This is a genomic window from Stenotrophomonas sp. JC08 (assembly GCF_052180205.1).
Taxonomy (GTDB): domain Bacteria; phylum Pseudomonadota; class Gammaproteobacteria; order Xanthomonadales; family Xanthomonadaceae; genus Stenotrophomonas.
Genome location: NZ_CP197473.1, coordinates 1478375 through 1499657 on the forward strand (window position 1 = coordinate 1478375; position 21283 = coordinate 1499657).

The 21283-nt window shown below is 64.8% G+C and carries 19 protein-coding genes and 1 other RNA gene; 14 read left to right on the top strand and 6 right to left on the bottom strand.

Going from position 1 to position 21283, the window contains the following annotated elements:
* Positions 1-29 precede the first annotated feature (29 nt).
* The 5 genes from ACSBPQ_RS06775 to ACSBPQ_RS06795 all read left to right on the top strand — a co-directional run bounded on the left by ACSBPQ_RS06775 (position 30) and on the right by ACSBPQ_RS06795 (position 6757).
* The gene (locus ACSBPQ_RS06775; RefSeq protein ID WP_442684265.1) at positions 30-386 is read left to right on the top strand and encodes a Spx/MgsR family RNA polymerase-binding regulatory protein; all 357 of its coding nucleotides are present in this window, start codon (positions 30-32) and stop codon (positions 384-386) included.
* 85 nt (positions 387-471) lie between these two features.
* Positions 472-1599: a succinyl-diaminopimelate desuccinylase gene (gene dapE, locus ACSBPQ_RS06780; protein WP_442684266.1), complete on the top strand. Its 1128-nt coding sequence runs from the start codon at positions 472-474 to the stop codon at positions 1597-1599.
* Between the two features lie 41 nt (positions 1600-1640).
* Positions 1641-4550 carry a diguanylate cyclase gene (locus ACSBPQ_RS06785; RefSeq protein WP_442684267.1) on the top strand — a complete coding sequence of 970 codons (2910 nt, stop codon included), beginning with the start codon at positions 1641-1643 and terminating at the stop codon, positions 4548-4550.
* A gap of 307 nt (positions 4551-4857) precedes the next feature.
* A complete protein-coding gene (gene asnB, locus ACSBPQ_RS06790) occupies positions 4858-6558 on the top strand; it encodes an asparagine synthase B (protein WP_442684268.1) in 1701 nt (566 codons plus the stop codon).
* A gap of 10 nt (positions 6559-6568) precedes the next feature.
* Positions 6569-6757 carry a hypothetical protein gene (locus ACSBPQ_RS06795; RefSeq protein ID WP_442684269.1) on the top strand — a complete coding sequence of 63 codons (189 nt, stop codon included), beginning with the start codon at positions 6569-6571 and terminating at the stop codon, positions 6755-6757.
* Positions 6758-6798: 41 nt separating this feature from the next.
* On the opposite strand, the gene ACSBPQ_RS06800 is transcribed toward ACSBPQ_RS06795, so the two are convergent.
* Positions 6799-9174, bottom strand: a complete 2376-nt coding sequence (locus tag ACSBPQ_RS06800; RefSeq protein WP_442684270.1) for a penicillin acylase family protein — start codon at positions 9172-9174, stop codon at positions 6799-6801.
* A 149-nt stretch (positions 9175-9323) separates the two neighbouring features.
* Between ACSBPQ_RS06800 and bfr the strand changes: the two genes are divergently transcribed.
* Positions 9324-9812: a bacterioferritin gene (bfr, locus tag ACSBPQ_RS06805; protein WP_442684271.1), complete on the top strand. Its 489-nt coding sequence runs from the start codon at positions 9324-9326 to the stop codon at positions 9810-9812.
* Positions 9813-9876: 64 nt separating this feature from the next.
* Here bfr and ACSBPQ_RS06810 read toward each other — a convergent pair whose 3' ends face one another.
* Entirely contained in the window at positions 9877-10536 is a 660-nt protein-coding gene (locus tag ACSBPQ_RS06810; protein WP_442684272.1) for a thiopurine S-methyltransferase, read from the bottom strand.
* A 450-nt stretch (positions 10537-10986) separates the two neighbouring features.
* On the opposite strand from ACSBPQ_RS06810, the gene ACSBPQ_RS06815 reads away from it, so the two are divergent.
* From ACSBPQ_RS06815 to ACSBPQ_RS06850, 8 genes are all read left to right on the top strand, one after another.
* Positions 10987-13257: a thiamine pyrophosphate-dependent enzyme gene (locus ACSBPQ_RS06815; protein ID WP_442684273.1), complete on the top strand. Its 2271-nt coding sequence runs from the start codon at positions 10987-10989 to the stop codon at positions 13255-13257.
* Positions 13258-13368: 111 nt separating this feature from the next.
* Positions 13369-13926 (top strand): NADPH-dependent FMN reductase, encoded by a 558-nt coding sequence (locus ACSBPQ_RS06820; protein ID WP_442684274.1) that lies wholly within the window; start codon positions 13369-13371, stop codon positions 13924-13926.
* A gap of 248 nt (positions 13927-14174) precedes the next feature.
* The gene (locus ACSBPQ_RS06825) at positions 14175-15590 is read left to right on the top strand and encodes a replicative DNA helicase (protein ID WP_442684275.1); all 1416 of its coding nucleotides are present in this window, start codon (positions 14175-14177) and stop codon (positions 15588-15590) included.
* A 167-nt stretch (positions 15591-15757) separates the two neighbouring features.
* Entirely contained in the window at positions 15758-16453 is a 696-nt protein-coding gene (locus ACSBPQ_RS06830) for an OmpA family protein (RefSeq protein WP_442684276.1), read from the top strand.
* Positions 16454-16679: 226 nt separating this feature from the next.
* Positions 16680-17033, top strand: a transfer-messenger RNA (tmRNA) gene (gene ssrA / locus ACSBPQ_RS06835).
* A gap of 308 nt (positions 17034-17341) precedes the next feature.
* Complete coding sequence (locus tag ACSBPQ_RS06840; RefSeq protein WP_150094976.1) at positions 17342-17635, top strand: type II toxin-antitoxin system TacA family antitoxin; 294 nt, start codon at positions 17342-17344, stop codon at positions 17633-17635.
* Positions 17632-18132 carry a GNAT family N-acetyltransferase gene (locus ACSBPQ_RS06845; protein ID WP_442684277.1) on the top strand — a complete coding sequence of 167 codons (501 nt, stop codon included), beginning with the start codon at positions 17632-17634 and terminating at the stop codon, positions 18130-18132. The genes ACSBPQ_RS06840 and ACSBPQ_RS06845 overlap by 4 nt, the downstream gene beginning before the upstream one ends.
* 3 nt (positions 18133-18135) lie before the next feature.
* Positions 18136-18363, top strand: coding sequence for a hypothetical protein (locus tag ACSBPQ_RS06850; protein ID WP_442684278.1), 228 nt, complete (start codon positions 18136-18138; stop codon positions 18361-18363).
* A gap of 5 nt (positions 18364-18368) precedes the next feature.
* Here the strand turns inward: ACSBPQ_RS06850 and ACSBPQ_RS06855 are convergent, their stop codons facing one another.
* The 4 genes from ACSBPQ_RS06855 to ACSBPQ_RS06870 all read right to left on the bottom strand — a co-directional run bounded on the left by ACSBPQ_RS06855 (position 18369) and on the right by ACSBPQ_RS06870 (position 21180).
* On the bottom strand, positions 18369-18821 hold the full coding sequence (locus tag ACSBPQ_RS06855; RefSeq protein ID WP_442684279.1) for a site-specific recombinase resolvase: 453 nt from the start codon (positions 18819-18821) through the stop codon (positions 18369-18371).
* Positions 18818-20158 (bottom strand): recombinase family protein, encoded by a 1341-nt coding sequence (locus tag ACSBPQ_RS06860; protein WP_442684280.1) that lies wholly within the window; start codon positions 20156-20158, stop codon positions 18818-18820. The genes ACSBPQ_RS06855 and ACSBPQ_RS06860 overlap by 4 nt, the downstream gene beginning before the upstream one ends.
* Complete coding sequence (locus ACSBPQ_RS06865) at positions 20155-20676, bottom strand: DUF2924 domain-containing protein (protein WP_442684281.1); 522 nt, start codon at positions 20674-20676, stop codon at positions 20155-20157. Before ACSBPQ_RS06865 ends, ACSBPQ_RS06860 begins: the two co-directional genes overlap by 4 nt.
* 129 nt (positions 20677-20805) lie before the next feature.
* A complete protein-coding gene (locus ACSBPQ_RS06870; protein ID WP_442684282.1) occupies positions 20806-21180 on the bottom strand; it encodes a hypothetical protein in 375 nt (124 codons plus the stop codon).
* Between the last annotated feature and the right edge of the window lie 103 nt (positions 21181-21283).

The window sequence follows — 21283 nt, forward strand, 5'->3', positions numbered from 1 at the left end:
GGACTGACGGGCAAGTTTCGGATTACAGAATGACCACGATCTACGGACTCAAGAACTGCGATACCTGCAAGAAGGCCCGCAAGTGGCTGGAGCGCTTCGATGTCGCCCATACCTTCGTCGATTACCGCGACAACCTGCCCGCCCCGGAAACACTGGTGGAATGGGCCGGCAAGGCCGGCGGCTTCGAAGCGATGATCAACAGGTCCTCGACCACCTGGCGGCAGTTGCCGGACAGCCGCAAGGCGGCCGGTTCCGAGGCCGAGTGGAAGCTGCTGCTGCGCGAGTATCCGCAGCTGATCAAGCGCCCGGTGGTGATCACTGCCGATGGCCAGTTCAGCCAGGGCTTCAGCGACACCGGCTTCAAGAAGCGCTTCAACATCACCTGATTCCCGGCGGCCGTGGCGGCACACCTGCCGCCGCAGCCATCACAGCCAGTTCGCGCGCACCGCAGGCGCTTTAGCACGAGGTTCCATGAGCGACGTATTCGACCTGACCTGCGAGCTGATCGCACGCCCTTCGCTGACGCCGGGCGATGCCGGTTGCCAGCCGCTGATCGCCGGCCGCCTTGCCGCTGCCGGTTTCGCCATCGAGCAGCTGCGGCTGGGCGAAGTCGACAATCTGTGGGCCACGCACGGACAGGGCGGCCCTGTGCTGGTGTTGCTGGGACATACCGATGTGGTGCCGCCCGGCCCGCGGCAGGACTGGGCCAGTGACCCGTTCACTGCGGAAGTACACGACGGCGTGCTCTACGGCCGTGGCGCCGCCGACATGAAGGGCAGCGTGGCCGCCTTTGTCGTCGCCGCCGAGCAGTTCGTCGCCGCGCACCCGGAGCATCCCGGCACCTTGGCGGTGCTGCTGACCAGCGACGAGGAGGGCGATGCCATCGACGGCGTGCGCCATGTCGCCCGCCTGTTTGCCGAGCGCGGCCAGCGCATCGACTGGTGTATCACCGGCGAGCCGTCGTCCACGGCCAGGCTGGGTGACCTGCTGCGGGTGGGGCGTCGCGGTTCGCTTACCGGCACGCTCAGCGTGCGCGGCGTGCAGGGCCATGTCGCCTATCCGGACAAGGCGCGCAATCCGATCCATCTTGCCGCGCCGATGCTGGCCGAGCTGGTCGCGCGACACTGGGATGACGGCTATGAGAGCTTCCCGCCGACCAGCCTGCAGATTTCCAATATCCATGCCGGCACCGGTGCGTCCAATGTGATTCCCGGCGAACTGCAGGTGGTGTTCAACCTGCGCTACAACCCGCACTGGGATGCGGAGCGGCTGGAGGCGGAAATCGCCGTGCTGCTGGACCGGCACGCATTGGACTATGAGCTGCATTGGCACCGTAGTGGCGAACCGTTCTACACCCCCGAAGGGCGCCTGCGGCAGGTGGCACGCGAGGTGCTGGCCAGGTTCGCGGGAGTGGAGCCGGTCGAGAGCACCGGTGGCGGCACTTCCGATGCCCGTTTCATCGCGCCGCTGGGCGCACAGTGCATTGAAGTGGGGCCGGTGAACGCCAGCATCCATCAGGTGGACGAAAATGTGCGGGTAGCCGATCTTGAGGCATTGCCTGATCTTTATCGGACGTTGATCGAAAAACTGCTCGGCTGAGCTTTACCTGACAGCTGGGCGGATCTTGCCGGGGGGGCGAGATGGACCAAGTTCGAATGCGTTGCGTGGTTGGGCTGCTGGCCTGGGCAATGTTGTGCCTGCTGCCGGTAGCGCAGGCCACCACGCCAATACAGGGGTGGCCGCTGCTGCGCCATTACGGGGCGAACCAGCTGCCTGCGCCACCTGCCTATGCGGATGTTGTCGTCACGTCCGACGGCAGTCTTTATGCGGGTAGCGGTGAAGGGGTGATGCTGTTCCGCAGTGGCGTGTGGGAGGTGCTGGAGGTCGCTGGCAGCGCCCCGGTGTACTCGCTGCTGTTGGCGCGTGATGGCAGCATCTACGTGGCCGGCAATGGTGTATTCGGCCAGTTGCGCCCGCGCCCGGACGGTACCCATGATTTCGTGGATCTGTTGCCACGGTTGGCCAGTGCCGGGCCGCTGCGGGTGCCGGCCGAAGTCTATTCACTTGGGGAAACCTCGCGCGGCATCCATGCGGTGAGTGCCGGCGCTTTTTTTGAGTTGCGTTCCGATGGCACGACCTCGCGTCGGGCATTGATCGGGGCTGGCAGCTTCAAGCTGATGGTTGCCGGTGATGAAGTCTATTACCGGGTCGAGGGAGAGGGCCTGTATCGCATGGGGGCCTCCGCACCGGAACGGGTTGCCGGTACCGGGGCACTGGCCAATCTGCGTGTTGCCGGCGTCTGGGCGTATCAGGGTGGGCTGCTGGTGGCCGCGGGTGATGGTTTCCATTTCAGTGATGGCAGGCAACTGCACAAGCTCGGCAGCGAGGCCGATACCGCCTTCGTTCAGCATGCGCCCTACACCGGCATTGCGCTGGCCAACGGTGGCTGGGTGATTGGCAGTTCCGATGGCACCGTGCTGCGTTTCTCCCCTGATCTGCGCCTGCTCGACAGTGTCAGGCCCAACCGCGGCGGCATGCATGACTTTGTCGAGGATGCCGAGGGGAGCCTGTGGGTAGTGGGCGAAAGCGGACTCACACGCCTGCGCCTGTCCTTGCCGTGGACTCGCTATGACCACCGGCATGGGCTGGGGGGAAGACTGTTTGACAGCACCTGGTATGACGGCCAGCTGTGGGTGGCCGGTATGGGCGTCTGGCGTGCGCGGGCTTCGGCCGGAAGCAGCCCGCAATTTTCGCAACTGCCCTGGCCGTATCCGGATATGGAAACGTTCGCCCTGCGGGGTACCGATGCGGGATTGGTGGTCGGGGACCGGCATGGGTTGATGGTGCTTGATCCGGGTGCGGACCAACCAAGGCGCCTGCTTGATGTGGAACTGGCCAACAGCGTCACCCATCTGCTGCCTTCAGCCTTCAATTCCAGGTGGATGCTGGCCAGGGGTATCCGGCAGATGAACTTGCTGGAGCAGCGTGACGGACGCTGGCAGGTGAGGGCGCAGTGGCCCAGCCAGGTCAGGGTGCTGCAGGGGCTGTACGAAGTGGCGCCGGGCGAAGTCTGGGCCGGTGATGGCGCTGGCGGTGTGCACTACTGGCGTTTGGATCTGGATACCGGGCAGTTGCAGGAACACCGGCGCTACACCGCCGAGCAGGGCGTGCTGCTGGAACCCGGGTACGGCACGCGCGTGTTTGCCAGTGGTGGTGAGCTGTATGCCATCTCCGGCATGCGGGTGAGCAGGTGGAACGGTGAGCGGTTTGTCGCCGCCGCACTGCCGCCGCTTCCCGGGCTGATGTCGCCATGGGAGCTGGAGGGCCAGGACAATGAGCAGGGCGGTTTTGCCTGGACCTCGCGGCAACTGTGGTGGCGCAGGCCCGGCGCGACTGACTTCGAGCTGCAGCGGGTCGGTGACGGTCGCATGCCGGGTTTTGCCACGCCGGCGTTGCATCGCGACGGGCAGGTGCGTGTGGTCACCCGCGACAGTGTGCTGCAGCTGGACGGAACGCATTCCGGGCCCACGCTTGCCCCGGCCAGGGCGCGACTGGACCGGATTGAGCTGCGTCGCCCGGGTCATGGGGCACAGGTGCTGCCGCTGTCTCCAGCTGCAGCGCGGCAGCTGCCGGCCGGTGCCGGGCTGGTGTTGCGCTTTGGTATCCAGAGCATGGAGCCGGAAGTGGAGTTCCGCTACCGCATGCCTGGTTACCATGACGTATGGTCGCCTTGGAGCGCCGGGCGCGAGTTGACCTATCAACGCCTGCCGGGCGGTGACTACACCTTCCAGCTGCAGGCACGGGTGCGTGGTGACCTGCCGACCGAGCCGGTGGACTATCCACTGCAGGTGGCGGCGTTCTGGTATCAGCGTGTCTGGGCATGGTTGCTGTTTGGCGGCGTTGGCGTGGTGTTCGTGGCAATGGTGGTGCGCCTGCGCACCCGCAGCGTCAATGCGCGCAACCGCGAGCTTGAGTGGAAAATCGCCGCGCGCACGGCGGCATTGGAGGCGGCCAACGCACGGCTTTCGGCATTGGCTGTTACCGATGGGCTCACTGGCATCGCCAACCGGCATGCGATGGAAAAGGCCCTGCAGCGGCTATGGCAGGGCTGTGCCAGACACAACGAGCCACTGGCGGTGATGATGATCGACGTGGATCACTTCAAACGATTCAACGACAGCTATGGACACCACATGGGCGACCTTCAGCTGCGCCGTGTCGCCGACATCCTCTCTGCCGGAATGCGCGATGCCGATGAACTGGTAGCCCGTTATGGTGGCGAGGAGTTCATGGTCATTCTGCCGGCCTGTGAGGCGGCAGCAGCCGCCAGCCGCGCCGAGCAGCTGCGCAGCGCGGTGGAGCAGGAAACCGCCCGGGCGGGGTTGCCGGTGACCATCAGTGTCGGAGTGGCGGTGGCCCATCCGCAGCCGGACGAGGATCCGATGGCGCTGGTGCGCTGTGCTGATCAGGCGCTGTACCGGGTCAAATTCGGTGGACGCAACCGGGTCGAAGCCGCCGTGCTGGATGACTGGGCGACCGTCCGGACATGAACGCCGGTCATTGCCATTGAAACAGTTGCGCGGCTCCCGGAGCCCGGGCTATTGTCGGCCCATGATCCGCACCGTCCGCACCAACGTGAATGCTTCGAACAATCGCAATAATGCGATTGCGAACAATTGCGCGCGGCCGATGCGGGTCTGCGACTGAGCCAAAGCACCACACGCCCAGTGACCAGAAAACCCGCATCGGCTGATGCGGGTTTTTTTGTGGATGGCCGGGCGGCAACACCCAACGGCCAGTTACTGGCCTTGCGACCTTGCTTCCACCGTTCGACCCCACAAATCCAGGAGCTTCCCCATGTGTTCCATCTTCGGCATTTTCGGCCTGCAACCCGGTGACGACCTGCAGGCATTGCGTCGGCAGGCGCTTGAACAATCCCAGCGCCAGCGCCACCGCGGCCCGGACTGGAGCGGGGTGTACGTCGATACCGGCGCGATCCTGGTGCATGAGCGGCTGGCCATCGTCGACCCGGCCGGTGGCTCGCAGCCGCTGCTGTCGGAGGATGGCGAACTGGCGCTGGCGGTCAATGGCGAGATCTACAACCACCGGGAGCTGAAGAAGGAGCTGGTCCAGCCATACGCGTTCCAGACCGGCTCGGACTGCGAGGTGATCAACGCGCTGTACCGTGAGAGCGCGGTCGATGAAAGCGGGCAGGCCTCGTACCTCAACCGCCTCAACGGCATCTTCGCCTTCGCGCTGTGGGACAAGGCCAGGCAGCGGGTGATCATCGCCCGTGATCCGATCGGCGTGGTGCCGCTGTACTGGGGCCACGACAAGCTGGGCCGGCTGTGCGTGGCTTCGGAAATGAAGGCGCTGTCCGACACCTGCGCCGATGTCGCGCAATTCCCGCCGGGGCACTGGTACGACAGCAGCACCGATACCCTGACCAAATACTACGAGCGGCCGTGGCGCGAGTACGAGGCGGTGCAGGGCGTGGATGTCCCGCTCACCGAGCTGCGTGAGGCGTTCGAGGCGGCGGTGCACCGCCAGCTGATGACCGATGTGCCTTATGGCGTGCTGCTGTCCGGCGGTCTGGACTCGTCGCTGGTCGCCGCCGTGGCAGCACGTTATGCCCGCAACCGTATCGAGGATGGTGATCGCAGCGAGGCCTGGTGGCCGCGCCTGCACAGCTTCGCCATCGGCCTGAAGGGTTCGCCCGATCTGGCCGCGGCCAAGGTGGCGGCGGAGATGCTGGGCACCGTTCACCATGGTTTCGAATACACCTTCGAGGAAGGGCTGGATGCGCTGCCGGAGGTGATCCGCCACATCGAGACCTATGACGTCACCACCATCCGCGCCTCCACGCCGATGTTCCTGCTGGCGCGGCGGATCAAGGCGATGGGGGTGAAGATGGTGCTGTCGGGCGAGGGCAGCGACGAAATCTTCGGTGGCTACCTGTACTTCCACAAGGCCCCGAACGCACGCGAATTCCACGAGGAGCTGGTGCGCAAGATCGACGCGCTGAACAACTACGATTGCCTGCGCGCCAACAAATCGATGATGGCCTGGGGTGTGGAGCCGCGCGTGCCGTTCCTGGACCGCGAATTCCTCGATGTGGCGATGAAGATGGATGCGCGCCACAAGATGATCGACAAGGCCAGCGGCCGCATCGAGAAGGCGGTGTTGCGCGAGGCCTTCGAGGGCTACCTGCCTAAGGAAATCCTGTGGCGGCAGAAGGAACAGTTCAGCGATGGCGTCGGCTATGGCTGGATCGACGGGCTCAAGGCGCATGCCGAGTCGCAAGTCAGCGACCGGGTGCTGGCCGCGGCCGACAAGCGCTTCCCCTACAACCCGCCGCAGACCAAGGAGGCGTACTACTACCGCCACCTGTTCGAACAGTTCTTCCCCAGCCGTGCGGCGGCGGAGACCGTGCCGGGCGGCAAGTCGATCGCCTGTTCTTCGCCGGCGGCGATCGCCTGGGATGCCAGCTTCGCCAACATGGCCGACCCGTCCGGCCGTGCGGTCGCCGGCGTCCACGATCAGGCGCTGGCAGGCTGAGTGCTGATCCATGGCCCGCAGTGATGCGGGCCATTTTGCTGCAGCTGCCATCGCTGTGTGGCGTGCAGCCGCCCGTACATCCAGTCAACAGCGGAACCGATGCGAGAAGACCTTTTTCGCCGATGCACGTTATCCGGCTGCGGCCTGGGTGCAGGTCGAGCGCCTGTACGGTGCCGGGCATCTGCTTGAAGTGAAGTGAAGTGGACGGTACGCCTGCGCCAACGCATGTCCTGTGCCGGCTCAGCGTGGGCGCAAGGTGAGGGTGTGAAGGGGTGGGCCGGGCAGGAAGGGGCGGGCGTTGCCCTGTACCCAGTCCTCATGGCCAGCGCCCCAGAACGGCGAGAGCGGATGACCGCTCTGACCACCGGGCATGTGCACGATGCCATCGGCCTCATGGCCGGGGGAGACCACCATCCGCTGCGAAGCGCCGAACTTCGGGCCCTGCACGCGTGGCAGGTTGTCATCGCCGGGCAACGGCTGCGGCTCCATGCACAGCCAGCGGTGGGACAGCGCGGGCAGGGCGCGTGAAAGCGGATGGCAGATCGCGCTGGTGTTGCGCTCGCCCCAGGTGCGCCCGGCAAGATCGGCCCCTTGTGCAGCCAGGTCGGCCTCCAGTCTGTGCACGCTGTCAGCCAGCAGTTCGTTCCAATTGCTGTAAGGAGGTGGCAGCAGGTGGTCGGGGCGCTGTTCCAGCATTGGCCAGACCACCCCCTCAAGCTGGGCAAGTTTCGGGGTGATGAAACGCTCACCCAGCTGGCTCCTGGCCGGCGCCAGCAGCGCGTCTTCGAGGGTGTCTAGGGTGATGCCACGGAAGCCCCGGGCCATCCGGTAGCTCACCGAATCGACACTGGCATGGCCGTCCCAGTTCCGGCTGGCGGCCTCGATCCGCTGCAGCGCCGGGTCGTCACTGTGTTCGACCGTCTGTCGCAGCAGCTTCCACCAGCGTTCCATCAGCACTGCACGATCATCGAGCTGGATGTCGAGCAGGTCGGTTTCACGGAACCGGTCACGGGCGAACAGTTGTTCGCGGATCTGCCGGGCGCGTGCCCCCAGGTCATAGCCGCCATCGCCGGCAAGATCCAGGGCGGTGCCGTCCAGCACGCGGGTGTTGGCGGTCCACAGGCGATGGTCGGAAGGGTCGACCAGTGCCGGCGCCTGGTCGCTGCGAACCGGCCAGGGGCGGCAGGTGGTGTCTTTTCCCCGCAGATCGTTGATGCCGGTGGTGTGGCACGCACCGTCGCGATCCGGACGTGCGCCGATCAGGCGCCAGGCGATGCGGCCGTGGCTGTCGGCAAGCAAAAGGTTCTGTGCAGGGATGCCGGAGCGGTCGGCCACCGCCAGCGCGGCATCGAGATCGGAGGCGCGTGCCATTCCGGCAAAATCCAGCCGCACCGCTCCCGGCAGCTGTGCCACCCAGCGCAGGGCCAGCAGGCTGCCATCGGCATCCTCGTGCAACACCGGGCCCCAGTCGCTTTCGCGCACGATGAAGGGCTCGGCCGGACCGCCCGCCACGGCGATCATCTCCCGCTGCTCGCGCAGCGGTGCGCTGGCCGGCAACCGCGCCCAGTCGGCGGTATCGATGTAGCTGTTGGTGAAGCCCCAGGCGACGCGGGTATTGCTGCCGACGATCACGGCGGGCAGGCCGGGCAGGGTGAAACCGCTGACATCGACCTTGCCGCCGGGTGCGGCCGGATCGGCATAGCGCAGCCGTGCGCGGAACCAGATGTTGGGTGCGCGCAGGCCCAGGTGCATGTCGTCGGCGAGGATTGCGCGGCCATCGGCGGTGAGTGCGCCGGCAACGGCGAAATTGTTGCTGCCGGGGAAGTGTTCCTGCGTCGCGGCGGGTGTGCCGCGGCCATCTTGCTGCAGGGCGGTGGGCGTCTGCATCAGGCTGCTGTCTGGCAGATTGCGCAGGTCCACGGCATCGGCCTCCGGCAAGAGCGCATCGCCCCGTGCCGGGCCGAACAGGGGAGCATCCCAGTCGCTGCCGTCATGGCTGAGCAGGGCGTACAGCGCAGGCGGGGTGACTTCGCGCAGGCGGGCCAAGGCCAGCTCGCGGGTGTTGGCCGGGTCCTGCAGGTCGGTATACATCGCCAGCCCGGTCAGTATCGAATCCTCTACTTCCCACGGACGGGGTGTCTGGCGCAGCAGCAGGTAGGGCCAGGGCCGTACTTTCAGCGCGGCCAGGCCGGCATTGACGCCGTCGCGATAGGCTTCGATCAGTGCGCGTTTGTCGCCCAGTGCGGTGCCAAGGCTGTCGCGGGTGCGGGCACGCAGGCGGTGGACACGCAGGTGGCGGTCCATTGGCAGCGCGTCGGGGCCAAACAGTTCGGCCAGCTCGCCGGCAGCGGAGCGCCGCATCAGGTCCATTTCGAAGAAGCGCTCCTGTGCATGCACATAGCCCAGGGCACGGGCCATGTCGGCTTCACTGGAGGCCGTGACCGTGACCACCCCCAGCGCGTCGCGCTCGATGGAGGCCGCAGCGGCAAGGCCGGGGAGAAGGGGCTCCCCCTCCAGTTGCGGCAGACTGCCACGCAGCAACAGCCACAGGCTCAGCAACGCCAGCAGCAACAAGCCAAGAACGATCCCCAGTGAACGCAGCAGCCAACGCAGCACAGGCCTACCCCCGGTAGCGGTTCTGTGGCGATTGTAGACAGCTTGTCCGGCCCGAAGCGGGCGGGACGCGATTGAAAGTGATTCCGATTAGATCATCGGCCTGCCGGATCGGGCACTCTATGCACTGTCCTAACCATCAGGAGCCCCCCATGCAAGGTAACCCCGACGTCATCGAATGCCTGAAAGAGCTGCTGCGCGGCGAGCTGGCTGCGCGCGACCAGTATTTCATCCATTCCCGCCGCTACGAGGATCAGGGACTGATGGCGTTGTACGAACGCATCGGCCACGAAATGGAAGAGGAAACCCAACACGCCGACGCGCTGCTGCGCCGGATCCTGTTCCTGGGCGGCGATCCGGACATGCGCCCGCATGCGTTCGAGCCGGGCGTGACCGTGGTGGAAATGCTGGAAAAAGACCTGCAGGTCGAGTACCAGGTGCGTGCCAATCTCGCCGCCGGCGTGAAGCTGTGTGAAACGCACGGCGACTATGTCAGCCGCGACATCCTCATCGCGCAGCTGCGTGATACCGAGGAAGACCATGCCTGGTGGCTGGAGCAGCAACTGGGCCTGATCAAGCGCATCGGCCTGGAGCTGTACCAGACCAGCAAGATCGACGCCAAGGGTGCGTCGGCGCACTGATGCCGGCAGCAGCGGTGACAAAGGCCGGGATCGCCGGCCTTTGTCGTTTCCGGACGTAAGGTTTTCAGCTTTCGACCCGGCGCATGCGGTAGACCGCCGTGGACAATGCGCTCACTCCTTCGGCGCGGAAACCCGGTTCCTGCGCGAGGATGTCGCGGCGCTCGACCGGCTCCACCTGCCAGGCGGGAGCAAATAGAATCACCTCCGCCTGTTCCACCGAAAACGGCGGCCCGGCCTTTTCTTCCTGCGGGTATTCAAGGGTGATCAGCAGACCACGACAGCCGGCGGGCAGCCGTTGGTACACGGTGTCGCGGTAGCGCTGGCGCAGCTCCGGCGGCAGTGCGATCAGGGCGGCCCGGTCGTAGATGCCGGCGATGTCGGCCAGCAGGGTATCGTCAAGGGCGAAGGCGTCACCGCAGATGATCTCGATCGGCCCGGCCTGGTAGTGCTCGCCGAGCGGACTGCTGTGGTGTTGCGGCTGTATTCCCGCCTCCTCGAAGAACTGTGCCACCGCCAGCGGCGACAGCTCGACGCCAAGCACGCGGTGACCCTGCGCCGCCAGCCAGTGCATGTCCAGCGTCTTGCCGCACAACGGCACCAGCACGCGGCTGCCGCGGGGCAGCTGGAGATCCTGCCAGTGTTTTTGCAGCAACGGCATCACCTCCTCGCGATGAAAGCCGATCTGGCCATCGTGCCAGCGCTGGAGCCAGAAGTCGGGATGCATGGCGTCTCTCCGTGGGTGATTGCCATTGATTGTAGGGTGCTGTTGGCCCCCCTCTGACCTGTCCCGTTGCCGACATTCTTTGCGGCTGCCTGGCTTTCCGCTCCAGGGCCGTGCGCCGGTGTTTGCGGATGAAAGGCCCTGCCACTTCATCAGCGTTCCGCACGGGCATGAAATTGCTGCAGGCGCACTTTCCAAGTACGGACAATTGCGGTGTGATGAGCGCGTATCCGCTGTCACGTCCCACCTTTTCCGGAACGCGTCGCCATGGTGAACCCCCGATGTCTGCTTGATGCGGCATGGCCTGTGCAGGCCGGGGGATATTGCGCGTTCCATCCGTTCGTGGGGCGTTTCCTGATGGCGTGACTCGCTGTCGATGCACCGCTGGCTTGGATCGCATCGCACTGTTCCAAACCCTTCCGTCACCTTGCCGCTTCCGTGGAGCTTGTCTGCATGTTTGCCTGTGTACCCGATCCCATTCCCGCCCGGATGAAGGGCTTGAACCGTGCCGAGATCTGCGATGTCAATTTCATCGAGTTCGTCAATGGATTGGGGCCGGGCCCCGGGCATGCCCCCCAGGATGCGGCACCGGTGTTGCCGGGCAGTGCATTGGATGCGCAGGGGTTCGGCGAGCTGTTCGAGTCGCAGCTGATCAGCCGTCACCTGGACCTGATGGCACGGGTGCTGCGCGTGCAGAACAAGGTCTTCTACACGATCGGCTCGTCCGGGCATGAAGGCAATGCGATGGTGGCGCGTGCGACGCGGCATACCGATCCGGCGTTCCTGCATTACCGTTCCGGCGGCTTCATGGCCGAGCGCTTCCGCAAGCTGCCGGGCATGGATCCGGTAATGGATTCGGCGCTGTCCTTTGCCGCCAGCATGGAGGACCCGGCCAGCGGCGGCCGTCACAAAGTGTGGGGCAGCAAGCCGCTGTGGGTATTACCACAGACCTCGACCATCGCCTCGCACCTGCCCAAGGCGCTGGGCACGGCGATGGCGATCGAGGCCGGCAAGCGCCTCGGCCTTGGCCTGCCGGTTCCCGATGACAGCATCACCATCTGCTCCTTCGGCGACGCCTCGGCCAACCACGCCACCGCGCAGACCGCGTTCAACGCCGCGGCGTGGAGCAGCTTCCAGAAGCTGCCGGCGCCGGTGTTGTTCGTGTGCGAGGACAATGGCATCGGCATTTCGGTGAAGACGCCGGAAGGCTGGATCGCCGAAAGCTTCCGCCATCGTCCCGGCCTGGACTACTTCCAGGCCGATGGACTGGATCTGGCCGGCGGTTATGCCGAGGTGCAGCGGGCGGTGGAGCATTGCCGCACCACCCGGCGGCCCACCTTCCTGCACCTGCGCACCACCCGCATCATGGGGCACGCCGGCACCGACTTCGAAATCGAATGGCGCGCGCTGGAAGAACTGTGCGCGGTGGAGGCGGGGGATCCGCTGCTGCGTTCGGCACAGATCGCGGTCGAATCGGGGCTGATGGACAAGGACGAAGTGCTGGCGCTGTACGAACAGACCCGCAAGCGCTGTTTTGCCGCCGCGGAAGCGGCCGACCAGCGCCCGCGCCTGACCGCGCTGGCCGATGTCATCGCCCCGCTGGCGCCCTATACCCCGGAAAAAGTGCAGGCCGAAGCCACGCGCGCCGACTTCGGCGAGCGACGGCTGCAGGTATTCGGTGCCGAGTCCAGCCTGCCGGAGAACCAGCCGGCCAGGCACCTGGCCATCCAGATCAACCAGGCGCTGCACGACCTGTTCGCCAAGTACCCGGAAACCCTGCTGTTCGGCGAGGACGTGGCACAGAAGGGGGGCGTCTATACAGTTACAAAGGGCCTGCAGAAGGCATTTGGCCCGCGCCGGGTGTTCAACACCCTGCTGGACGAAACCATGATCCTGGGCATGGCGCAGGGCTTTGCCAACATGGGCCTGTTGCCGGTGCCGGAAATCCAGTACCTGGCCTATCTGCACAACGCCATCGACCAGGTGCGCGGCGAAGCCTGTTCGCTGCAGTTCTTCTCCAACGACCAGTACCGCAACCCGATGCTGATCCGCATGGCGGGTCTGGGCTACCAGAAGGGCTTCGGCGGCCACTTCCACAACGACAACTCGATTACCGCGCTGCGCGATATTCCCGGGCTGGTGGTGGGTTGTCCGTCGCGCGGCGACGACGCGGCGGCGATGCTGCGCACGCTGGCGGCGCTGGCCAAGGTGGATGGGCGGGTGTGCATCTTCCTGGAGCCGATCGCGCTGTACATGACCAAGGACCTGTACGAGCCGGGTGACGGACAGTGGCTGTTCCAGTATCCGGTACCAGAACAGGCGCTCACGCTGGGCGAGGGCCGCGTGTACGGTGAGGGCCACGATGATCTGGTGATCTTCACCTACGGCAACGGCGTGCCGATGGCGCTGCGGGCCGCACGGGCCATCGAGCAGGCGCAGGGCTGGAAGGTGCGGGTGCTCGACCTGCGCTGGCTGGTGCCGCTCAATGCCGACTGGATCGCCGCCCAGGCCAAGGGCGCCAGACGCATCATCGTGCTGGACGAAGGCCGCCACAGCGCCGGTGTCGGCGAGGGCGTGGTGACCGCGCTGGTCGAGACCGGCCTGGGCGATGTTCCACTGCGTCGGGTAACCGGCGTCGACACCTATACCCCACTGGCCGGCGCGGCGTTACTGGTGCTGCCGGGTGATGAGGATGTGGTGGCCGCGGCCGCGCAGCTGGCCTGAATCAGGAGCAGGGAAGGTCAGGGCGGGCGTCCTCTCCCGCTCGACGCCCCATGCCTGCACAGCGGGGGCGGTACCGGCTAGTCTCTATCCACTTTCCACAACGAGGTCGACATGAGCCACTACAAGATCGCTGTCTTTGTGGGCAGCCTGCGCAAGGAGTCCATCAACCGGCGTCTGGCCCATGCACTGGAGAAGCTTGCCGGCGATCAGGCCAGCTTCGACTACATCCGGATCGATGACATTCCGCTGTACAACCAGGATCACGACAGCCAGTTCCCGGCCCAGGGTACACGGATGAAGCACCAGGTGGCTGCGGCCGACGCGGTGCTGTTTGTCACCCCTGAATACAACCGCTCCATCCCCGGGGTGCTCAAGAGCGCCATCGATACCGGCTCAAGGCCGCACGGCGACAACGCCTTCCAGGGCAAGCCGGCGGCGGTGATCGGCACCTCCTTCGGCAGTGCCGGTACCGCGATGGCGCAGCAGCACCTGCGCAATGTAATGGTGGCCGTGGGGCTGGCGGCAATGCCCCGGCCGGAGGCCTTCGTGCAGTTCAAGGAAGGGATGATCGAGGCCGACGGCAGCGTGGCCAGCGAAGGCACGCAGAAATTCCTGCAGGGGTTTATGGATGCCTTCTTCGACTGGATCCGGACCCAGCAGCCGAAGTGACGGCCCGCGGTTCCTCCGTCCGCTCCGTTCAGCGGGGCGGCGTGCCAGGGCGTCCGGTTTTGCGATAATTGCCGCCCGGCATTGCAATGGTGCCGGGTGTTTTTCTGTATGGACCCCTGCCTGCGACAGGCCGGCCATCCCGCATGGGCTTGGTTTGTGGACAGGTTGTCCACAGACTTGTCCGTACCCCGATGGCCGACGCCCACCTACCATGGCCGCACGGCCTTACCGCAGGAAATACGCTTTTCATGTCCGTCCGTACTGGTTTCCGATCCGACCGCAACGAACGCTCCGAGCGCAGCGAACAGCGCATCGACTCCCTGCGTGTCCCCCCGCATTCGGTGGAAGCCGAACAGGCGGTGCTCGGCGGTCTGATGCTGGCGCCGGAGGCGTTTGACCGGGTCAACGAGGCGCTGACCGAGAAGGACTTCTACCGCCGCGACCACCAGCTGATCTACCGTGCCATCCGCGAGCTGTCCGAGCGCGACCGCCCGTTTGACGCGGTCACGCTGGGCGAATGGTTCGAGTCGCAGGGCAAGCTGGAACAGGTCGGCGATGGTGCCTATCTGATCGAACTGGCCAGCACCACGCCGTCGGCGGCCAACATCAGCGCCTACGCCGAGATCGTGCGCGACAAGGCGGTGCTGCGGCAGCTGATCCAGGTCGGTACCGACATCGTCAACGATGGCTTCCAGCCCGAGGGGCGCGACAGCTCCGAGCTGCTGGCTACCGCCGAGAAGTCGGTGTTCGCCATCGCCGAGCAGGGCGCGCGTGGTCGTACCGACTTCGTGGCCATGCCCGGAGCGCTGAAGGACGCCTTCGAGGAGCTGCGCAACCGCTTCGAGAACGGCGGTAACATCACCGGCCTGCCGACCGGCTACAACGACTTCGACGCGATGACCGCCGGCCTGCAGCCGACCGACCTGATCATCTTGGCCGCGCGTCCGGCCATGGGCAAGACCACCTTCGCGCTGAATATCGCCGAGTACGCGGCGATCAAGTCGAAGAAGGGCGTGGCGGTGTTCTCGATGGAAATGTCGGCCTCGCAGCTGGCGATGCGTTTGATCTCCTCCAACGGCCGCATCAACGCCCAGCGCCTGCGTACCGGCCAGCTCGAGGACGAGGACTGGAGCCGCGTCACCGGCGCCATCCGCATGTTGAAGGAAACCAAGATCTTCATCGACGACACCCCGGGCGTGTCGCCGGAGGTGTTGCGCTCCAAGTGCCGCCGCCTCAAGCGCGAGCATGACCTGGGCCTGATCGTCATCGACTACCTGCAGCTGATGAGCGTGCCCGGCAACAGCGAGAACCGCGCCACCGAAATCTCCGAGATCTCGCGTTCGCTCAAGGGCCTGGCCAAGGAGTTGAACGTGCCGGTGATCGCGCTGTCGCAGCTCAACCGCTCGCTGGAAACGCGTACCGACAAGCGCCCGGTGATGGCCGACCTGCGCGAATCCGGCGCTATCGAGCAGGACGCGGACATGATCGTGTTCATCTACCGCGACGACTATTACAACAAGGAAAACTCGCCGGACAAGGGCCTGGCCGAGATCATCATCGGCAAGCACCGTGGTGGCCCGACCGGTTCGTGCAAGCTGAAGTTCTTCGGCGAATACACCCGTTTCGACAACCTGTCGCACGACTCGGTGGGAGCGTTCGAGTAACACCGGGCATCCGCGGCTTCCGCGCGGCGACATCACCACCGCCGGAAGAGTCATTTATGAATGGATGCCGGTGCATGTGTAGGATCCGTCATGCCGGACCGGGTCCCGGCGTCTATGCTTTCCCGGCAACCCCACGCAGGCCGGTATGGCCATTCAAGGAGACCCAGATGACAGCTTTCAACGCTGCCCGCAATTTTTCCATCGGCCTGGTGACGGCAGCCGTTCTCTCGGCCTGTGCCACCGGTGGCTCCTATGTGCAGAGTGATCCCTACGGCAATCCCACCCAGCAGCAGAACCGTACCGGCAAGGGTGCGTTGATCGGCAGCGCGATCGGTGTGGCTGCAGGTCTGCTCAGTGGTGACAGCGCCACCGAACGTCGCCAGCACGCGATGATCGGTGCCGGTATTGGCGCCCTCAGCGGCGCTGCGGTAGGCAACTACCAGGACCGCCAGGAGCGCGTGCTGCGCGAGCGCACCGCCAACACCGGTATCGACGTGCAGCGACAGGGCGACAACATCACCCTGAACCTGCCTGATGGCATCACCTTCGACTTCAACAAGACCACGCTCAAGCCGCAGTTCTATGGCGCCCTCAACGGCGTGGCTTCTACCTTGGCCGAGTACAACCAGACGATGATCGAAGTGGTCGGCCACACCGACAGCATCGGCACCGACGCTGTGAACAACCGCATCTCCAGGGAGCGTGCCGAGGCCGTGGCCGCCTACCTCAGCGCGCAGGGCGTGCAGCGTGAGCGCATTGAAACCCTGGGGGCTGGCAAGGCCTATCCCATCGCCGACAACAACACCGAAGCCGGCCGTGCACAAAACCGCCGTGTCGAGATCCGGGTGATTCCGCTGCGCTGAGACAGATGACTCCGGCAAGAACAGACAAGGGTCGCGCAAGCGGCCCTTGTCTGTTACAGGGCGCGGGCGGGATGGAGAAGCGAGAAGATGAAAGGATTTTTGCGCCAGCGTGCCTTCAGTGGAGATGGATGGCGGTGACTGTTCAGCTGTTATGTCGTAGGATGCAACGGTCAAGCAGGCTTCCGGTCGGATTCCGGCCAGAAGCGGTTCAGCACTTGAAGAAACCGGGGGTGCATTGGTTTCGACGGGGGTTGTGAAGTCGCTTGGTGCATGCCGAGGGGGTAGCTTTCCTCGTAAATCCAGCTGCAAAACTCTAGTTGCCAACGACGACAACTACGCTCTCGCCGCTTAAGGCGTAAGCCCCGAACCCACTTGTGCCCGTGCTCGTGGATGTAGGGTCATTATCACGGAACCGGCTTTGACGGCTGCCTGTCAGTCATCGCTTAACCAAAACAGGCTGGTCCTGGGGTGCGCTTCGCACACCGTGCTGCCACAGGACGAGACCCAACGGTGAGCTAAGCATGTAGTACCGGGGATGGAGTGCCTTCGGACGGCGGTTCAATTCCGCCCACCTCCACCAAATTGAAGGGCCCGGATAATCTCCGGGCCCTTTTTCTTGCCTGAAATCCCCGCGCCATGCGGGGTCCCGACCATCCGTGCTGCGGGTGGCCATCAGCCGAAACGCCCGAAATCGGCCACTTTCTCCACCAGAGCCGTCTCTCTTCTCCGTTTGGCCTGCGGGTAGGCGTAGTTCTGTCTCCCGCAAAATCAACAACTTACGCGCGGTGGTTCATCGTCAACCAAGGCGACCGGTCACCAGTGCAACTAGACAGTTCGCGTCATTTGTACTAACATTGCGGCAATTGATCTAACAAAAGAGGTGCTGCCATGACTGCCGTCGCATCGTCGCCTTCCGCCCGCTCGGCCCGACTTGGGCTGCGCGCCACCCCCGAACAGGAGGTGGTGCTGCGCCGTGCCGCCGAGGTGGCCCACAAGTCGCTGACCGACTTCATCCTCGACAGCGCGTGTCTGGCCGCCGAGCAGACCCTGCTGGACCAACGATTGTTCATGGTCTCGGGTAGCCAGTACCAGGCCCTGATGGATCTGCTGGATCGCCCCGAACAGGCCAACGAGGGTTTGCGCGACCTGTTTGCCCGTAAGGCGCCCTGGGACACGAAGTGACGTTGCGCGCACCGGAGCCGCTGGCCGCGCAGCATCGGCTGGAAGGTTTTGATTGCGGCAAGCCCGCGTTGAATGACTGGCTGTTGCGCCACGCCCGCCAGGCGCAGGGCAGCGGGTCGGCCAAGACCTTTGTCGTTGCCGAGGACGATGGCCGCGTGGCGGGCTACTTCAGCCTGACCGTGGGACAAGTCGACACGCTGGAAGTGCCAGAGCGCATCCGCAAGGGGATGGGGCAGTACCCATTGCCAGTTGTGATTCTGGCGCGGCTCGCTGTCTCGGTAGCGGATCAGGGGCGAGGCATCGGCTTCGGTTTGCTGCAGGATGCGATTCGCCGCACGATGCTGATTGCCGAGCAGGCCGGCATCCGCGCCATGCTGACCCATCCCCTCGATGAAGAAGCGGCGAGGTTCTACACTCGGTTCGGGTTCATCGCGTCACCGCTGCGCGATCAGCAATTGCTACTGCTCTTGAAGGACGCCCGTCGCTGGGTCCGCTGAACCATGACCATCGAATCTCTGCCCACTTTCACCAAGCCAGCCCGCCAGCGCTGGGAGTCCATCCCTGCCGACATCCGCCAGCGACTGCTGTCCAACGTCTGGTGTGGCCAGTGCCGTTTTGAGACCACGATCACCAATTTCAGCGGCACCATCAAGGGTGGCGACTTGCTGCTGGTGGGCAAGTGCGCCGAATGCCACGGTGATGTGGTACGGGTGATCGAGGGCTCGTAACCCGGTCAGGCATCAAACCCCGCCACCACCTCCCGCTGTGCCACCCAGTCGGTCGGCAGCGGATTGCGCTGGAACCACAGCAGGCTCATGCACCGGGGCTGTTGGCCACCCAAGATGGCCTGGATGATGGCAGGCTGAAGCAGTATCAGCCGCAGCAGTTCGTTGACCGTCGAGTGGTGCAGGCCTTCGCGCTGGGCGATGTCGCTGCCACTGCCCACCACGCCGTCGTCGAGCAGTTGCTGCCAGTAGAAAGCCCGCGCCAGCGCCACCAGCAGGAGCTGGTCGATTTGGGTGACCACTTTGTCCGGCGCGTCGAGCTGGCCGTCCGGCCGCACCACCACCTTGCTGCCGCCTCGCTTCCTGATCTTCAGCGGGATGAAGGTGGACAGTTTCACCTGCCCGCCATCCCGGCGTTCGCGGGCGATGGCTGCGCCCAGTGGCTGCACTTTGGGCTTCATACGGTTTCCTCCATCTCCTGCAATTCCGCACCGATGGTGTCGGGCAGCAACTCTCCAGCCAGTTCCTGCCAGCCCTGATCGCGCCAGATGATTTCCAGCCCGCCGTCGGCAATCACCACGCGCTCGATCAGCAACTGCGCCAGTCGACACTGTTCGGCAGGGAACAACTGTTGCCACAGGCCCGCCAGATTTCGCATCGGCAACACCACCTCGGGCTCTGACAGGTCTGGGCGGGTTGTCCGAATCCGGTCCCACATCGACTGCACGATGTGCGGGGCTGACAGCGCTGCGACGATTTGCTGCGTGACCAATTCCTCGATGGGCACCGCCGGCAACGGTCCGTGGCTGCTGGTCCACGCCCCAAACCGACGATGCTTGACGGGTGTGTAGTACCGATATGTCTTGCCCTTCTTGACCGTGTAGCTGGGCACCAGCCGTTCGCCATCAGACGTGTACAGCAGGCCGCGCAGCAGCACCGGTTCGCTCTGGCGGTCGTTGGTTTCGCACCGCCGCTCGATACCATCGGTGGCGATCAGTGTGTGCGCGGGGTCCCACTGCGCCTGTGTCACGATGGCCTGGTGCTGGCCGGGGAAGCTTTGCCCCTTGTGGACGATCTCGCCCAGGTACATCCGGTTGTGCAGCATCTTGTAGATGGTCTGCTTGGTGAAGGGTTTGCCGCCCTTGGTGACCACGCCTTCCGCGCCGTAGGCCTTGGCCATCAGAGTGGCCGAGCGCATAGTCACGAAGTCATCGAAGATGCGGTGCACCAAGGCAGCCTCAGTTTCATTGATCACCAGCAGTCGGTCGCGCACGTCGTAGCCCAGCGGCAACGGCCCACCCATCCGCATCCCCTTGGCCTTGCTGGCGGCGATCTTGTCGCGGATGCGCTCGCCCGTCACTTCCCGCTCGAACTGCGCAAACGACAGCAGCACGTTGAGCATCAACCGGCCCATCGAGGTGGCCGAGTTGATCTGCTGGGTGACGGCGCTGAAGCTGACCCGGTGGCGGTCGAACACATCCACCATTCGCGCGAAATCCGCCAGCGAGCGGGACAGCCGGTCGATTTTGTAAACCACCACGATGTCGACCTTGCCCATCTGGATGTCCGCCATCAGGCGGCGCAGTGCGGGTCGATCCATGCTGCCGCCGGAGAAACCGCCATCGTCGTAATCATCAGATACCGCAATCCAGCCCTCGTGGCTCTGGCTTTTGATGAAGGCGTGTCCGGCTTCCTTTTGCGCGTCGATGGAGTTGAAGGACTGGTCCAGCCGTTCGTCGCTGGAAACACGGCAATACACCGCGCAACTTTGGGGCGGCACAAGCAACGGGGCGTTCATTGACCATCCCCCTTACCATCGCGCAGCCCGAAGAACTTCGGCCCATTCCAGCGCGTGCCCGTGATGTGGCGTGCCGCCGCCGACAGGCTCTTGAACACCTGCACGTTGAGTTCGTAAAGACCGTCGGGCGTGACGGTCACACGATGCTGGCGCTCATCCCATTCCCGGATCAGCGTGGTGCCGGGCATCAGCAGGGTCTGCGCGTTGCGCCCCGCAGCTGACTTGATCTTGGAATGCTTGGCACCGGCCTCGACCAGCATCTTGCGGATGTTGGTGGGCAGCGCCCCATAGGCCAGCTCCTGGATGCGGTAGGCCAGACGCGATTCGACGTAATTGCGGTTGCGGTGGCTGGGCCGCTGGGGAAAGTGCTGATCCCACAGCACCCAGAGCTCGGCCATCGGCAGGGACGGCAGTGCGGCCAATTGGGCCGAGATGCTGCCGTTGGGTGTGTCCGTCATTTCGAATTTCTCCTGTGGTTGAGACAGGTCCATAAACACGCTGTGGCGGCCAGAAGCCAAGTCAAACCGCGCTCTTTCTATCAGGTGGCAACCGGTAACCTCGGGTGGTAACCCGGTTTCAGGTTCTGTCGCTGACGGGGCAGCGCGCTCGCGCCCCTCGTATGGGTTTTTCTGAAGGAAGGACCCGTTTCACCGGCGGCGATGCCGATGCGGCGGACGCTGGAAATAGGGCTGCCAACAACGCAACAGACGACATTCGATGCGTGCTGCCCAGCAGAGCCAGCTCCACCACCAAGGCAGCTTGATTCGCACACGCCGCGGTCGGCGCACGATGGATGTCGATGGCCTGCGCGGAAGGCTGATCGATGCCTCGCCCCACGATGCTTGTGGCGCGGGCGGCAACGATCCAATGCTGTCATCGCGCGTGATGGCGGCGTAAGCTTGCAGTGGCAATAGCTGCTGTGGAACAGGCCAGCGCTCCAGCCCCTCCGGCGTGGGTGGAATGCGCGGCGACAGCGGCCCGAAGCGATCCGGCAGGCGTTGGCGGGAAGGTTGGATTTCCATGGCAGCACCCCTCACACATCCACGCGCACGACGGTCGACGGACCGTGGCCGGGGTCGAGGTGTTTCTTTGGCGGATTGTGAACAGTACTGCCCTTGGGATGTG

Bases quoted from the DNA above. Each gene is read 5' to 3' on its own strand.
- ACSBPQ_RS06775 (WP_442684265.1), top strand. From the start codon at position 30: ATGACCACGATCTACGGACTCAAGAACTGCGATACCTGCAAGAAGGCC.
- dapE (WP_442684266.1), top strand. From the start codon at position 472: ATGAGCGACGTATTCGACCTGACCTGCGAGCTGATCGCACGCCCTTCG.
- ACSBPQ_RS06785 (WP_442684267.1), top strand. From the start codon at position 1,641: ATGGACCAAGTTCGAATGCGTTGCGTGGTTGGGCTGCTGGCCTGGGCA.
- asnB (WP_442684268.1), top strand. From the start codon at position 4,858: ATGTGTTCCATCTTCGGCATTTTCGGCCTGCAACCCGGTGACGACCTG.
- ACSBPQ_RS06795 (WP_442684269.1), top strand. From the start codon at position 6,569: ATGGCCCGCAGTGATGCGGGCCATTTTGCTGCAGCTGCCATCGCTGTG.
- bfr (WP_442684271.1), top strand. From the start codon at position 9,324: ATGCAAGGTAACCCCGACGTCATCGAATGCCTGAAAGAGCTGCTGCGC.
- ACSBPQ_RS06810 (WP_442684272.1), bottom strand. From the start codon at position 10,536: ATGCATCCCGACTTCTGGCTCCAGCGCTGGCACGATGGCCAGATCGGC.
- ACSBPQ_RS06815 (WP_442684273.1), top strand. From the start codon at position 10,987: ATGTTTGCCTGTGTACCCGATCCCATTCCCGCCCGGATGAAGGGCTTG.
- ACSBPQ_RS06820 (WP_442684274.1), top strand. From the start codon at position 13,369: ATGAGCCACTACAAGATCGCTGTCTTTGTGGGCAGCCTGCGCAAGGAG.
- ACSBPQ_RS06825 (WP_442684275.1), top strand. From the start codon at position 14,175: ATGTCCGTCCGTACTGGTTTCCGATCCGACCGCAACGAACGCTCCGAG.
- ACSBPQ_RS06830 (WP_442684276.1), top strand. From the start codon at position 15,758: ATGACAGCTTTCAACGCTGCCCGCAATTTTTCCATCGGCCTGGTGACG.
- ACSBPQ_RS06840 (WP_150094976.1), top strand. From the start codon at position 17,342: ATGACTGCCGTCGCATCGTCGCCTTCCGCCCGCTCGGCCCGACTTGGG.
- ACSBPQ_RS06850 (WP_442684278.1), top strand. From the start codon at position 18,136: ATGACCATCGAATCTCTGCCCACTTTCACCAAGCCAGCCCGCCAGCGC.
- ACSBPQ_RS06855 (WP_442684279.1), bottom strand. From the start codon at position 18,821: ATGAAGCCCAAAGTGCAGCCACTGGGCGCAGCCATCGCCCGCGAACGC.
- ACSBPQ_RS06860 (WP_442684280.1), bottom strand. From the start codon at position 20,158: ATGAACGCCCCGTTGCTTGTGCCGCCCCAAAGTTGCGCGGTGTATTGC.
- ACSBPQ_RS06870 (WP_442684282.1), bottom strand. From the start codon at position 21,180: ATGGAAATCCAACCTTCCCGCCAACGCCTGCCGGATCGCTTCGGGCCG.